At 70.4% G+C, this 13,709-nt stretch carries 14 protein-coding genes and 1 pseudogene; 7 read left to right on the forward strand and 8 right to left on the reverse strand.

The window, feature by feature from the left end; translation table 11 throughout:
• Positions 1-46: 46 nt before the first annotated feature.
• From BKK81_RS31690 to BKK81_RS31700, 3 genes are all read right to left on the reverse strand, one after another.
• Complete coding sequence (locus BKK81_RS31690; RefSeq protein ID WP_071021274.1) at positions 47-457, reverse strand: RidA family protein; 411 nt, start codon at positions 455-457, stop codon at positions 47-49.
• Entirely contained in the window at positions 447-1,592 is a 1,146-nt protein-coding gene (locus BKK81_RS31695; RefSeq protein ID WP_071022790.1) for a DSD1 family PLP-dependent enzyme, read from the reverse strand. Before BKK81_RS31695 ends, BKK81_RS31690 begins: the two co-directional genes overlap by 11 nt.
• Before the next feature lie 94 nt (positions 1,593-1,686).
• Positions 1,687-2,355, reverse strand: a complete 669-nt coding sequence (locus BKK81_RS31700; protein ID WP_231908153.1) for an HAD family hydrolase — start codon at positions 2,353-2,355, stop codon at positions 1,687-1,689.
• Between the two features lie 218 nt (positions 2,356-2,573).
• Here BKK81_RS31700 and BKK81_RS31705 point away from each other — a divergent pair, with 218 nt between their 5' ends.
• Positions 2,574-3,566 (forward strand): LysR family transcriptional regulator, encoded by a 993-nt coding sequence (locus tag BKK81_RS31705; protein ID WP_071021277.1) that lies wholly within the window; start codon positions 2,574-2,576, stop codon positions 3,564-3,566.
• Here the strand turns inward: BKK81_RS31705 and BKK81_RS31710 are convergent.
• On the reverse strand, positions 3,530-4,357 hold the full coding sequence (locus BKK81_RS31710) for a helix-turn-helix domain-containing protein (protein ID WP_071021279.1): 828 nt from the start codon (positions 4,355-4,357) through the stop codon (positions 3,530-3,532). The genes BKK81_RS31705 and BKK81_RS31710 overlap by 37 nt on opposite strands.
• Before the next feature lie 17 nt (positions 4,358-4,374).
• Entirely contained in the window at positions 4,375-4,839 is a 465-nt protein-coding gene (locus BKK81_RS31715) for a NuoB/complex I 20 kDa subunit family protein (protein ID WP_071021283.1), read from the reverse strand.
• Between the two features lie 382 nt (positions 4,840-5,221).
• Here BKK81_RS31715 and fabV point away from each other — a divergent pair, with 382 nt between their 5' ends.
• Positions 5,222-6,412 carry an enoyl-ACP reductase FabV gene (gene fabV, locus BKK81_RS31720; protein WP_071022796.1) on the forward strand — a complete coding sequence of 397 codons (1,191 nt, stop codon included), beginning with the start codon at positions 5,222-5,224 and terminating at the stop codon, positions 6,410-6,412.
• Here fabV and BKK81_RS31725 read toward each other — a convergent pair.
• Positions 6,378-7,382, reverse strand: coding sequence for a LysR family transcriptional regulator (locus BKK81_RS31725; RefSeq protein ID WP_083384652.1), 1,005 nt, complete (start codon positions 7,380-7,382; stop codon positions 6,378-6,380). The two genes, fabV and BKK81_RS31725, sit on opposite strands and share 35 nt — an antisense overlap.
• A gap of 295 nt (positions 7,383-7,677) precedes the next feature.
• Between BKK81_RS31725 and BKK81_RS35810 the strand changes: the two are divergent.
• Positions 7,678-7,848, forward strand: a pseudogene (locus BKK81_RS35810) (serine hydrolase); the annotation flags it as partial.
• Positions 7,845-9,107, forward strand: coding sequence for an MFS transporter (locus BKK81_RS31735; protein WP_071021287.1), 1,263 nt, complete (start codon positions 7,845-7,847; stop codon positions 9,105-9,107). The pseudogene BKK81_RS35810 and the gene BKK81_RS31735, both read left to right, overlap by 4 nt.
• A gap of 166 nt (positions 9,108-9,273) precedes the next feature.
• Here BKK81_RS31735 and BKK81_RS31740 read toward each other — a convergent pair whose 3' ends face one another.
• Together BKK81_RS31740 and BKK81_RS31745 are read right to left on the reverse strand one after the other, a co-directional pair.
• Positions 9,274-11,511, reverse strand: a complete 2,238-nt coding sequence (locus BKK81_RS31740) for an NADP-dependent isocitrate dehydrogenase (RefSeq protein ID WP_071021290.1) — start codon at positions 11,509-11,511, stop codon at positions 9,274-9,276.
• 356 nt (positions 11,512-11,867) lie between these two features.
• Positions 11,868-12,251, reverse strand: coding sequence for an antibiotic biosynthesis monooxygenase family protein (locus tag BKK81_RS31745; RefSeq protein WP_071021292.1), 384 nt, complete (start codon positions 12,249-12,251; stop codon positions 11,868-11,870).
• Positions 12,252-12,432: 181 nt separating this feature from the next.
• On the opposite strand from BKK81_RS31745, the gene BKK81_RS35815 reads away from it, so the two are divergent.
• The 3 genes from BKK81_RS35815 to BKK81_RS31755 all read left to right on the forward strand — a co-directional run bounded on the left by BKK81_RS35815 (position 12,433) and on the right by BKK81_RS31755 (position 13,648).
• Entirely contained in the window at positions 12,433-12,576 is a 144-nt protein-coding gene (locus BKK81_RS35815) for a hypothetical protein (RefSeq protein WP_156811513.1), read from the forward strand.
• Between the two features lie 164 nt (positions 12,577-12,740).
• Entirely contained in the window at positions 12,741-13,262 is a 522-nt protein-coding gene (locus tag BKK81_RS31750) for a hypothetical protein (protein WP_071021295.1), read from the forward strand.
• Positions 13,263-13,300: 38 nt separating this feature from the next.
• Positions 13,301-13,648, forward strand: a complete 348-nt coding sequence (locus BKK81_RS31755) for a hypothetical protein (protein WP_156811514.1) — start codon at positions 13,301-13,303, stop codon at positions 13,646-13,648.
• Positions 13,649-13,709: the final 61 nt, after the last annotated feature.

Raw genomic sequence — 13,709 nt, forward strand, 5'->3', positions numbered from 1 at the left:
TTTTTTCATCTGCCGCGGTCATCCGCGGCAATCGCCGCCACTCCCCTCAGCTCGCGCCCGGCTCCGGCCCGGCCAAGGCCACCGCTTCCACCTCGACCTTGAGGCCGAAGTGCAGCGGGCCGGTCGGCACCACGGCGCGCGCCGGCCTTGCCGCGCCAGCCCAATCCGCATAGATCGCATTGAACGCCGACCAGTTGGCGACATCGTCGAGATAGACGCGCACCTGCACCAGCAGGCCGACGTCGCTGCCGGCCTGCCGCAGGGCCGCCGCCACATTGGCCAGCACCTGGCGCGCCTGGACCTCGAACGGGGCATCGCCCAGTTTGCACCCGTCCGGCGTGATCGGCAGCTGCCCCGAGACGAAGACGAAGCCGTTGGCGCGTACCGCGTGGCTGTAGTGGCCGCCAGGCGGCGGCAGCGACGGCTGCGGAGTCTTGGAGTCGTGCTCACCAGCCATGGACGCGCTCCCAGCGTTCGGTGGTGCCGTCCGCGCGGCAGGCGCGGTAGGTGGGGAACTGCGCCCCGGTGGCGCAGGCATGGTTGGGCAGGATGCGCAGTACCGTGCCGAGCGGGAAGCGCGCGGCGATGTCGCGGTCGGGCTCGCCGGCGCGCGCCAGGATGCCGTGCTCCTGGTTCGCCCCGACCAGCGTATAGCCTTCCAGCACCTGGCCGGCGGCGTCGCACACCTGGCCATAGCCGAAGTCCTGCTTCTGCTTCTGCGTGCCGCGGTCGCGGCTCATCGCCATCCAGCCGGCGTCGACGATGGCCCAGCCCTTCTCCGGCTGGTGGCCGATCACCGTGGTCAGCACGCTCAGCGCGATGTCCTGCTCGCGGCAGACGCCGATATTGCGCATGACGAGATCGAAGAAGACATAGACCCCCGCGCGCACCTCGGTCACGCCGTCGAGCTGACTTGCCGACAAGGCCGTCGGCGTGGAGCCGACGCTGACCACCGGGCACGGCAGCCCGGCCGCGCGCAGCCGCTGCGCAGCCAGCACGCAGGCGGCGCGCTCCTGCTCGGCCATGGCCGCCAGCGCCGCCGGCGTATCGAGGTCGTAGCTGGAGCCGGCGTGCGTCATCACGCCGCCCAGGCGCGCGCCGCCCTCGTGCAGCACGCGCGCCACCTGCAGCAGCGCGGGCTCGTCGGCGCGGATGCCGGAGCGGTGGCCGTCCGAGTCGATCTCGATCCACACCTCGAAAGCCTCGCCATGCGCCGCGCCGCAGGCCACGATGGCCTCCGCCGAGGCCACGCTGTCGCACAGGATCTTCAGGTCGCAGCCCTGGCGCCGCAGCGCCAGCGCCTGCGCCAGCTTGCCGGGCACCATGCCGACCGCGTAGAGGATGTCGGCAATGCCCGCGGCGAAGAAGTGCTCGGCCTCCTTCAGCGTCGAGACCGTGATGCCGCGCGCGCCGGCGGCGATCTGCGCCTGCACCACGGGGATGCACTTGCTGGTCTTGGCGTGGGGCCGGAAGGCCACGCCCAGCGCGTCCATGCGCTGCTGCATGCGGGAGATGTTGTGCTGCATGCGGTCCAGGTCGATCACCGCGGCGGGTGTCTCGGCCTGGGCCAGCGAGGCCGGGAGCGGGTCCATATCGTCTGTGTTGACCATGTTGGTGATGGGAATGACGGGAATCGTGTGGCGGGTGCCGGGGCGATGCCTCGGCGGCAATCAGGTGGCGGGACGATCAGTCCTGCCCGCCGCGCAGCCAGGCCAGCGCCGGCGCCAGCGTGGCCGCCTGCGCCGCGGGCGCGGGCGCGCCCTCCGGCAGGGCCAGGCCGACGCGGTTGTGCCAGAAGGTGCGCAGGCCGACGGCGGCGGTGCCGAACAGGTCGTAGCCGGAGCCGGCGACGAAGGCCGCCTGGTGCGCCACCACGCCGAGACGCTGCAGCGCGAGCCGGTAGGGACGCGGGTCGGGCTTGTAGAAGCCGGCCGTCTCCGAGGTGACGACCGTGTCCCAGTCGATGCCGAGGCGCGTGGCGGCACGCTGCCCCAGGCGCTCCGAGCAGTTGGTGACGACCGCCAGCCGGCAGTGCGGGCGCAGGGCCTGCAGCAGTTCACGCGCGCCATCCCACGGCGTCAGCGTGTCCCAGGCGGCTTCCAGCGCCAGCGGCGCCGCAGCGGGCAGGCCGACCTCGGCGGCGGCTTCGCGCACGAGCTGCTCATAGCCCACATAGGCGCCGCAGCCATAGGTGCGGCGCAGGTAGGCCGCGCGCCACGCCCTGCCCTGCGCCACGGAACCGGCGGCGGCATTCCACACGGTCCAGGAGTCGAGCAGGGCCGTGAGCAGGTCGAACAGGACGGCGCGCGGCCACGCCGGCGCCTGCGGTTGAGCGAGAGTTGCCATGGTGTCCATGCGGTCGTGCTCCTGGGGCTGTGGTGATGGCTATGGTGATGGCTGTGGTCTTGCTTGTGGCTGCGGTCGTCCCGGCAGGGCCCGCCGCAATGCCCGGGCGCGCCGCCACTCGACCTCGCAGCGCCGCGCTGGCGGTGCGCCGCGGACGGACCACAGTGTAGGAAGCTCCCGCCGTTGCGTGGTTAAATGCAGGAACATCAATCGTTAAACCCAGCTTAATGATCCAGATCGAGGACCTGCGCCTGGTCGAGGCCCTGGCGCAAGCGCCATCGCTCAGCGCCGCGGCGCGCGCGCTCAATGTGACGCCGCCGGCGTTGTCGATCCGGCTGCGCAAGCTGGAGGCCACCCTGGGGCTGACGCTGGCGACCCGGACCGCGCGCCGCCTGAGCCTCACGCCGGAAGGCGAGCGCTTCGCCGAGCAAGGCGCCGCGCTGCTGGCGCAGCTCGAGGCGCTGCCGGAATCGTTCCAGCGCGAAGACCAGCGCCTGACCGGCACGCTGCGCATCGCCGCGCCGTTCGGCTACGGGCGGCGGCATGTGGCGCCGCTGCTGGCGCAGTTCGCGCGCCAGCATCCGGGCCTGCGCCTGCAGCTCGACCTGCGCGAGACGCCCTGGCCGGACCGCCACGACTCCGACGCGGTGATCCACGTCGGCAAGGTGCGCGATTCCTCCTGGATCGCGCGCACGCTGGCAGCGAACGAACGCTGGCTGTGCGCGAGCCCGGCCTACCTGCGCGCGCACGGCACGCCGGCCGAGCCGCGCGACCTGCTGGCGCACGCCTGCATCTGCATCCGCGAGAACGACGAGGACAACACGCTCTGGCACTACCGGCTGGCGCCACCGGATGGGAAGGCGGCGGCCGCGGCCAGGCGCACGCGCGCCGCACCACGCCAGGCGTTACGCATCGCGCCCGCCTACACCACCAACGACGGCGCGGTCGCGCGCGCCTGGGCGGAGGCCGGACTGGGACTGGTGCTGCGATCGGAATGGGATGTGAGCGAAGCGATCGCGGCCGGCACCCTGGTGCGCGTGCTGCCCGGCTGGCAGTTCGACAGCGCCCCGGTGATGCTGCTGGTGCCGGGCCGGCGTGGCCGCACCGCGCGCGTGCGCGCGCTGCTGGCCTTCTTCGAGGCAGCGACCGCCGTCCGGCCCGGCCAGGCCGCGCCGCGGCGCGCTCAGCCCAGCAGCAGGCGGCGCTCCCCTTCGCCGTAGCGGAACATCGACAACGCCGGCCCGCCGCCGCCGCGCGCGGCGGCCGCCACCTCGCGCGCCGAGAGCCCGGCGAAGCGGCGCATGTCGCGCGCCATCTGTGCCTGGTCGTAGTACCCGCAATCCAGCGCCGCCGCACCCAGGCCGTGCGTCGCCGTGCCGGCGAGCAGACCCCCGAGCATGCGGCCATAACGCAGCAAGGCACGCAGTTCCCGCTGGGAGGCGCCGAAGGTCTGGCGGAACAGGCGTTCCGCCTGGCGCGGGCTGCGGCCCGTGCCGGCCGCCACCGCGGCGATCGGCATGGCGATGGCCGCGGGCGGCAGCCACAGGTCGCCGCCGCGCCGGCGTGGCGGGCGTGCCGTGCGCGCCAGCAGCCAATCCTCCAGCGCCGCCACCGCGCCGGCCATGGTGCCGTGCCGCCGCACCGCCTGCACCAGCGCATCCGCTTCGGCCTGCGGCAGGAAGGCGGCCAGTTCGCCCGCCTCGTCCATCTCTGGCAGGCCGCCCGGCACCAGCACGCGCGGCAGCGCCCCCGGACGGAACAGGGCGGTGACGAAGGCGGTGCCCGGCAGCATGCTCGCCCAGCGCGCCCGCCCCTGCGGGCCGGCCAGCAAGCTGTGCGCGAAGGCCCGGCCGTCCTCGTGGATCGAGGCGCCGCAGAGGAAGACGGTCAGCGACGGGCTCGGCGTGGCCGGGAACAGCATCGGGCCGTGGCGCCCGGCCTCCGTGAAGATGCCGCTCACCAGGCCGCGCAGCGCGGACCGGGGTGCCAGCAGGCGATCGGCCTCAGCCATGCCGCCCGTCCCGGCACTCAGCGGCGCGCCAGCGCCGCGGGCGCGCCGCCAGCCGCCCGCCGGCCCACCTTGCGTTGCAGTTGCAGCAGTCCATAGAGCAAGGCCTCCGCCGTCGGCGGGCAGCCCGGCACGTAGACGTCGACCGGGACGATGCGGTCGCATCCGCGCACCACCGAATAGCTGTAGTGATAGTAGCCGCCACCATTGGCGCAGGATCCCATCGAAAGCACATAGCGCGGCTCGGCCATCTGGTCATAGACCTTGCGCATGGCCGGCGCCATCTTGTTGGTCAGTGTGCCCGCCACGATCATCAGGTCGCAGTGGCGCGGCGAGGCACGCGGAATCATGCCGAAGCGGTCCATATCATAGCGGGCGCTGGCGGCATGCATCATCTCGACCGCGCAGCAGGCCAGCCCGAAGGACAGGTACCACAAGCTGTTGCGCTGCGCTGCGGCGAGCACGCCGTCGAGGCGGGTCAGCACGAAGCCATCGCGTTCGAGGGAAAAGGGCGAGGAAGCAGCAGGGGAAGCGGCAGGGGAAGCGGCAGGGGAAGCGGCAGGGGAAGCGGCAGGAGAAGCGGAGGGAGAGGCGGAGGAAGAAGCAGCAGGATCGGCCATGGCTATGCGTGAGAGGAATGCGGGGAATCCGGCCCGGCGGACCAGGCGCGGTCATGGCGATACGGTAGCGGGTGCGGCCGCCGCCGGCTTGTATCGAAGCGACATGCGCGCCACGGGCGAGCCGGGGCTGCGCGCGGCCTCGCCTGGCCCCGGCAACGGCGCCATGGCCGGCCTCCTTTACAATGCACGGGTTTTTTCGCCGGCATGCCGCTGGCGCAGCACCCAACAAGCGACTAGCGAGGCTTCCATGATCATCAAACCCCGCGTACGCGGCTTCATCTGCGTGAGCACCCACCCCGTCGGCTGCGAGGCCAACGTGCAGGAACAGATCGCCTACGTCAAGGCGAGCGGCCCCATCGCCGGCGGCCCGAAGAAGGTCCTGGTGATCGGCGCATCGACCGGCTACGGCCTGGCCGCGCGCATCACGGCGGCCTTCGGCTGCGGCGCCGACACGCTCGGCGTGTTCTTCGAGCGCGCCGGCAGCGCGGGCAAGCCCGGCACGGCCGGCTGGTACAACACCGCCGCCTTCGACAAGTTCGCCACCGCCGAGGGCCGCTATGCCAAGAGCATCAACGGTGACGCCTTCTCCGACGAGATCAAGCAGCAGACCATCGAGCTGATCCGCCGCGATCTCGGCCAGGTCGACCTGGTGGTCTACAGCCTGGCGTCGCCGCGCCGCACCCATCCGAAGACCGGCACCGTCTACAGCTCCACCCTCAAGCCGGTGGGCAAGTCCGTCACCCTGCGCGGCATCGACACCGACAAGGAGGTGGTCAAGGAGACCGTGCTGGAGCCGGCCACCCAGCAGGAAATCGACGACACCGTGGCGGTCATGGGTGGCGAGGACTGGCAGATGTGGATCGACGCGCTCGACGAGGCCGGCGTGCTGGCCGACGGCGCCAAGACCACGGCCTTCACCTACCTGGGCGAGCAGATCACCCACGACATCTACTGGAACGGCTCCATCGGCGCGGCCAAGAAGGACCTCGACCAGAAGGTGCTCGGCATCCGCGCCCGCCTAGCCCCGCGCGGCGGCGACGCGCGCGTGGCAGTGCTCAAGGCGGTGGTCACGCAGGCCAGCTCGGCCATCCCCATGATGCCGCTCTACCTGTCGCTGCTGTTCAAGGTGATGAAGGAAAAGGGCACGCACGAAGGCTGCATCGAGCAGGTCTACCGCCTGCTCAAGGACAGCCTGTACGGCAGCCAGCCGCTGCTGGACGAGGAGGGCCGCCTGCGCGCCGATGACAAGGAGCTGGCCGCCGACGTGCAGGCGCAGGTGCAGCAACTGTGGAACGCGGTGCGCGACGACAACCTGTATACGCTGACCGATTTCGCCGGCTACAAGACCGAGTTCCTGCGCCTGTTCGGCTTCGCCATGGCCGGCGTGGACTACGAGGCCGACGTCAATCCCGAGGTGGCGATCCCGCACCTGGCCTGAGGCGCGCCCGCGCCCTGCCCCCGGCCCGCCGCCGCGGCGTGGCCGGCGCTGGCGGCGGCGCCGCGGGAAACACATGCGCGCTCAGGAAGTCGATGAAGGCGCGCAGCTTGGGCGCCGGCTGGCGGCTGGCCGGCCACAGCACGCGGAAGGTGCCGCTGCCGGCCACATATTCGTCCAGCACGGTGCGCAGGCGGCCGTCGGCGAGCGGCTCGCGCATGGCGAACTCCGGCAGGGAGGCGATGCCCAGGCCCTGGAGCGCGAAGCACAGCCGCGTCTCGATGTTGTTGCAGATCATGGTGGCGGGCAGCTGCAGCTCGTGCGCGGGCACACCCGGCCGCCACGGCCAGATCTCCAGCTTGCCGGAATTGGGAAAGCGGTATTGCAGGCAGCGGTGCCGCAGCAGGTCCTGCGGGTGCCTGGGTTCGCCGTGCTCGCGCAGGTAGGCGGGCGAGGCCACCAGCAGTTGCCGGAAGCTGCCCAGGGTGCGCGCCGCCAGCCGCGAATCGGCCGGCTCGCCGGTGCGCACCACGGCATCGAAACCCTCCTCGATCACATCCACCATGCGGTCGGTGAAGTCCAGGTCGAGCTGGACTTCGGGGTACTCCCGCATGAAGCCGGCCAGTACCGGCAGCATCAGCGAACTGACCAGCGGCAGGCTCACGCGCAGGCGCCCGCGCGGCGCGGCGGTGGCATGCGACAGTTCCAGCTCGGCCGCCTCGATCTCCGCCAGGATGCGGCGGCAGCGCCCCAGGAAGAGCGCGCCTTCGGCCGTCAGCGTGATGCTGCGCGTGCTGCGATGGAACAGCCGCACCCCCAGCTTCTCCTCCAGGCGCGCCACGCTCTTGCCCACCGCCGAGGCCGACACGCCCAGCTGCCTGCCCGCCACCACGAAGCTGCGCGCCTCGGCCACCTGCACGAAGACCGCGAAGCCGCCCAGGCTGTCCTTGAGGTTGTCGCTGCGCTCGTCCATGCTCCCGCCTTGCCGGCTGCGAGGCCGCACCGGACGGCCGCCTGCAGCATCGATCGACATTGATCACGCCAGTTGATTGACACCGATTGCGGACACTTTTGTCCGCAGAGCCAGGAACTCTACCCGACTTTTTCTTTAGTCACCGGCTTTCTATCGTGGCGGCATCGTGAACCGACACAAGGAAACGCCGATGCCGCACCGCCCCGACTCTCTCTCCATTGCCACCGCCCCGCCCTCCCGGCCCGCCTCCGCCCCCATCGCGGCGGCGGGCCGCGACCTGTCCGCGCGCATCGGCGCAGCGGGCAGCTGGCGCTGGGGCGGCGCCGATGGCCATCCGTGGTTCGTCGACCGCGCGCGCGGCCTGAGCGTGGCGGCCTTGACCAGCGCCCTGTACGAGGGCAGGTCGGGACGCTTCGCCACGGACCTGCGCGATGCCGTCGATGCCACCGCGGAGGTACGGGCATGAGTTCGCACCTGAACACGCCACCGGCACCCGGGCGCCCGCTCTTCTTCATCGCCCTCGGCCTGTTCGGCCTCTATACCGTCGAGTTCGGCGTGGTCGGTATCCTGCCGGCGATCATGGCGCGTTATGGCGTCACGGTGGCGCAGGCAGGCGCGCTGGTAGGCGTCTTTGCCGCGCTGGTCGCGGTGCTGGGGCCGGCCATGGTGCTGTGGCTGTCGCGCTTCGACCGGCGCCGCGTGCTGGCCGGCGCGCTGCTGGCCTTCAGCCTGTGCAGCGCGCTATCGGCCTGGGCGCCGGACCTGGGCAGCCTGATGGCGCTGCGCGTGCCGGCCGCACTGCTGCACCCGGTCTTCTTCGCCGTCGCCTTCGCCGCCGCCATCTCGCTCTACCCGCCGGCACGCGCGGCGCATGCCACCGCGATGGCCTTCGTCGGCACCAGCATGGGCCTGGTGCTCGGCGTGCCGCTGACCACCTGGGTGGCCGCGCGCTTTTCCTACGAAGCCTCGTTCCTGTGCTGCGCCGTGGTGAACCTGGTGGCCGCCGCCGGCATCTGGCGCGCCCTGCCGTCCGCCGCGCCCGCTCCGCCGTCGCCGTCCTCGCCATCCTCGCCGTCTCCCCAGGCGGCACCGGCGGCGCGCGCACCGGCGCCGCTGCGCATCCTGCGCAAGCCCGGCCTGTGGCTCGCCAGCGCGACCACGGTGAGCCTGTTCGCCGCCATGTTCTCCGTGTACAGCTATGCGGCGGAATACCTGGCCCGCGCGACCGGGCTGGGCGGCGAGGCCATCGGCATGCTGCTGCTGGTGTTCGGCGCCGGCGGCGTGCTCGGCAACCTGGTGGCCGGCCGCTGGCTGGAGCGCCGCCGCAACCTTACCGTGCTGCTGCACCCCGTCCTGCTGGCGCTCGCCTATGCGGCGCTGCACGGCTTCGGCTCGCCGCACGCCGCCATCATGGTGCCGCTATGCCTGCTGTGGGGCGCCGCGCATACCAGCGGACTGGTGGTCAGCCAGACCTGGATGGCCGCGGCCGCGCCCGAGGCGCCGGAGTTCGCCACCAGCCTGTTCATCTCGGCCGCCAACCTGGGCGTGGTGCTGGGCGCGGCGGCAGGAGGCCGGATGATCGCCGCCGCCGGCATGGACGGCGCCATCTGGAGCGGCTGGCTGTTTGCCGCCTGCGCGCTGGCCAGCGTCGTGCTGGGGCTGGGCGCGTACCGGCGCCGGCAGCAGCCTGCCGCCGATGCCACCGACGGCCGCCATCCTGCCTGACGGCAGGCCGCCGCCGCGGTCCGGCCGGGGCCGGCAAGGCCGGCCGAACGAGGTCCAGCGCCGCCCGAAAAAAACGCCGCAGCCCATCGGGCTGCGGCGTTCCGCTCGAAACGCGTCACGTGGACGGCCCGCCCCGGCTTGGGGGACGGGCCGCCGGCACGCTGCCTCAGGCCGAAACGGCCGCCAGCGCGTTGTTCAGTGTCTTGCTGGGGCGCATCACGCCTTCCAGCTTGGCGGCATCGGGCATGTAGTAGCCGCCGATGTCCGCCGGCTTGCCCTGCACGTCGGACAGCTCGCCGACGATGGTCTTCTCGTTGGCGGTCAGCGTCTTGGCCAGCTCGGCGAACTTGGCCGCCAGCTCGGCGTCCTCGGTCTGCGCGGCCAGTGCCTGGGCCCAGTACATGGCCAGGTAGAACTGGCTGCCACGGTTGTCCAGCTCACCGGTGCGGCGCGACGGCGACTTGTTGAGGTCCAGCAGCTTGCCGGTGGCTTCGTCCAGGGTCTTGGCCAGGATCTTGGCGCGGGCGTTGTCGTTCTTGATGCCCAGCTCTTCCAGCGACACCGCCAGGGCCAGGAACTCGCCCAGCGAATCCCAGCGCAGGTGGTTCTCCTCGACCAGCTGCTGCACGTGCTTGGGCGCCGAACCGCCGGCGCCGGTTTCGTACATGCCGCCACCGGCCATCAGCGGCACGATCGACAGCATCTTGGCGCTGGTGCCCAGTTCCATGATCGGGAACAGGTCGGTCAGGTAGTCGCGCAGGATGTTGCCGGTCACCGAGATGGTGTCCAGGCCGCGTGCCACGCGTTCCAGCGTGTAGCGCATCGCGCGCACCTGCGACATGATCTGGATATCCAGGCCGCTGGTGTCGTGGTCCTTCAGGTAGGCTTCGACCTTCTTGATCAGCTCGTTCTCATGCGGACGGTACGAGTCGAGCCAGAACACCGCCGGCATGCCCGAGTTGCGCGCGCGCGTGACGGCCAGCTTGACCCAGTCGCGGATCGGCGCGTCCTTGACCTGGCACATGCGCCAGATGTCACCCGCCTCGACGTTCTGCGACAGCAGCACTTCGCCGGTGGCCAGGTCGGTGATGTTGGCGACGCCGTCTTCGGGGATCTCGAAGGTCTTGTCGTGCGAACCGTACTCCTCGGCCTTCTGCGCCATCAGGCCGACGTTCGGCACCGTGCCCATCGTGCGCGGGTCGAAGTTGCCGTGCCACTTGCAGAAGCTGATCATCTCCTGGTAGATGCGGGCGAAGGTCGACTCGGGCATCACGGCCTTGCAGTCATAGGGCTTGCCGTCGGCGCCCCACATCTTGCCGCCCTGGCGGATCATCGCGGGCATGGAGGCATCCACGATCACGTCGTTGGGCGAGTGGAAGTTGGTGATGCCCTTGGCCGAATCGACCATGGCCAGCGCCGGGCGGTGCTCCTGGCAGGCGTGCAGGTCGCGGATGATCTCTTCGTGCTTGGACTCCGGCAGGGTCTTGATCTTCTCGTAGAGATCGACCATGCCGTTGTTGACGTTGATGCCCAGCTCGTCGAACAGCTTGCCGTGCTTCTCGAAGGCTTCCTTGTAGTAGATCTTGACGCAGTGGCCGAACACGATCGGGTGCGAGACCTTCATCATGGTCGCCTTGACGTGCAGCGAGAACAGGATGCCGGCCTGGCGGCAGTCCTCGAGCTGCTGCTCGTAGAACTCGCACAGCGCCTTCTTGCTCATGAACATCGAGTCGATGATCTCGCCGTTCAGCAAGGCGACCTTCGGCTTGAGCACGATGGCCTTGCCGCTCTTGGTGACCAGCTCCATCTTGACATCGCGCGCGCGGTCCAGCGTCAGCGACTTCTCGCCATGGTAGAAGTCACCGTGCTCCATGTGCGAGACATGGGTGCGCGACCATTGCTTCCACTCGCCCATCGAATGCGGATGCTTCTTGGCGTAGTTCTTCACCGCCGCCGGCGCGCGGCGGTCGGAGTTGCCTTCGCGCAGGACCGGGTTCACCGCCGAGCCCAGGCACTTCGAGTAGCGCGCCTTGAGTGCCTTCTCTTCGTCGTTCTTGGGCTCGTCCGGCACGTCCGGCAGCTGGTAGCCCTTGCCCTGCAGTTCCTTGACCGCGGCCTTCAGCTGGGCCACCGATGCGCTGATGTTCGGCAGCTTGATGATGTTGGTGTCCGGCAGCAGGGTCATGCGGCCGAGTTCGGCCAGGTTGTCGGGGACGCGCTGCTCTTCGGTCAGGAGTTCGGGGAACTCGCCCAGGATACGGCCGGCCAGCGAGATGTCGCTGGTGGCGACGTTGATGCCGGCCGGTGCCGTGAAGGTGCGGATGATCGGCAGGAAGGCACTGGTCGCCAGCAAGGGTGCTTCGTCGGTCAGCGTGTAAATGATGGTCGGTTGCTGGTCACTCATTGCTTACCTCAAGGTCTGGATCTAAGGGAAAAGCCCCGCCGGCTGGATCGCAGTCGGACAAGTAAATCCGGGATTTTGCCTGATTTTGCTTTCAAATGCCTGAAAACTACTGCATTCATTGCAGTCGCAATACGAATGCACAGAAATGGTGCATCAACTGGGCCTCTGCGCAGGCCTTGGACCCGGGCGCCGGAAACGGGCCTTCCTGGCACCAGCAGGACCTAACGCGTGCCCATCCGCACGCAACTGCATACATCCTCGCGCGAAGCCTTTCGATGCCGCACCGCAACATGAAGCAGCCGCGGCCCGGCAAGGCGCGCAAAGGTTGGGGCACGGCACCAGGCCGGCGCCGCGCCTCAGCGAGCCCGGACGGCCTCGCCGGCAGGAGCGCCCGCGTCTGCGGCACGCGAGAAACCGTATTCGCGCTCGACCTTGCACACCCGCACGCGGTAGTCCTCGTACCAGCGCTCGCGCCCCAGCCGCTGCGCCAGCTGGTGCTCGCCGTGGGCCTTCCAGCCCGCGATGGCCTCCAGCGAGGCCCAGTAGGCCACCGTGATGCCGGGCGCGCCGGCGCTGCCGGCATCGCGCACCGACTCCACGCCGAGGAAGCCCGGCATGGTCGCGGCCAGCTGCTCCATGTGGTCGGCCATGGCGCCGTAGCCCTCGTCGCCCGGCGTGCGGGTGCTGGTGAAGATCACGGCGTAATAGGGAGGAACGGGAGTCTCGGCGGGGAAGGACATGGCGGTCTCGCGGTGAGGACAGCAGAACAACGGTCGGAGCCGCGATCCTACCGCAGCCTGCCGCGGGCGGGACATACCGCAGCCCGCCGCGGGCGGGACAAGCGCCTGTCGCTTATCATCGGCCCACCTCGCCAGCGGCGCGCCACGCGAGGCCAACGGCCGCCCGACCACGCCCACCGCCATGACACACGACGATCAACGCCGCCGCTTCCTGCGCCCCTTCCTGCGCCGCTCGCTGCAGGCGGGCGCCGCCGCCTCCTCGCTCGCGCTGCTGCCCGCCTCCATCCGCCGGGCGCTGGCGATTCCGGCGCCGACTTCCACCTGATGCGCCCCGCCGACCTGCCCGTGCGGAATAAAGCGCCCTCCGAGCGCGTTATGGCTGGTGGGAACGCGCACACTTGTCGGAGCAGCCGCGCCGTCCCGCAGGTGGACTATGCTGAACGCACGGCCGGACCGTGCGCCGGATCCGGCCGATGCTGGAGGATCGTCATGCCCTTTCGTTTTGCGCCCTGGATCGCCGCGGCCCTGGCCACCGCCGCTGTGAGCGCCTGCGCCACGCTGCAACCCGTGCAGACCGCCGAGAAGATGATCGGCAGCCCGCAAAGTTCCGTGCGCGACACCTTCGGCGCGCCGACCGAGACCTACCAGCTGGCCGACGGCAAGACGCGCTGGATCTACTCCAAGCAGCCGCTCGGCTACGAGGTCTATGCGGCCGACTTCGACGCTGCCGGCAGGCTGGCCGGCTTCCGCCAGATGCTGACGGAACAGGAGATCTACCAGGCGCGCCCGGGCCTGTGGACCAAGCATGATGTGGCCGAGCGCTTCGGCATGCCGCGCGAGCCGATCCAGTACTACCCGCTGATGAAGCGCGAGGCCTGGTCCTACCGCATGTACGTCAGCGGCTACCAGCCGGCGCATTTCAGCGCCTACTTCGACGATCGCGGCATGCTCGACCGCACCATGATCATCGTCGACGCCATCGGCGGCGACAGTCGCGACCACAGCAAGTAGTGGCAGTAGTCGCAGTAGTCGCAGTAGTGGCGTTGGCCGTGACACCGCGCCGGGCGCGCGGCGGCCCGCATCCGGCAAAGGGCTCGCTCCTGCTGCAGACCCTGCAGCGCGGCGCCGTGCAGATCAGCGTCAGCGGCAGCGTCAACCTGATGCTGGTGCTCGACGCCGCCGGCATCACGACCCGCCGCTCGCGCAGCGAGCGCTGTCTGCTGGTGCAGCGCTACGTGATGGGCACCGTGCCGGGCGCGCTCGCGCTGCGCATCGCCTTCACGGAACGGCGCCAGGCGATGCGGCGATGGCAGCCATCGCCACCATCGCCACCATCGGCGCACCGGCCGCCGCACACCTCGGCACATACAGCGCACATCCATCGCGCACGCTGGTGACATGGTTCCTGCGCGCGCATCCATCACGCACATCATGTGCGCCGCTGCGCGACAAGCGCCT

This window comes from Cupriavidus sp. USMAHM13 (assembly GCF_001854285.1).
Lineage (GTDB): Bacteria > Pseudomonadota > Gammaproteobacteria > Burkholderiales > Burkholderiaceae > Cupriavidus > Cupriavidus malaysiensis.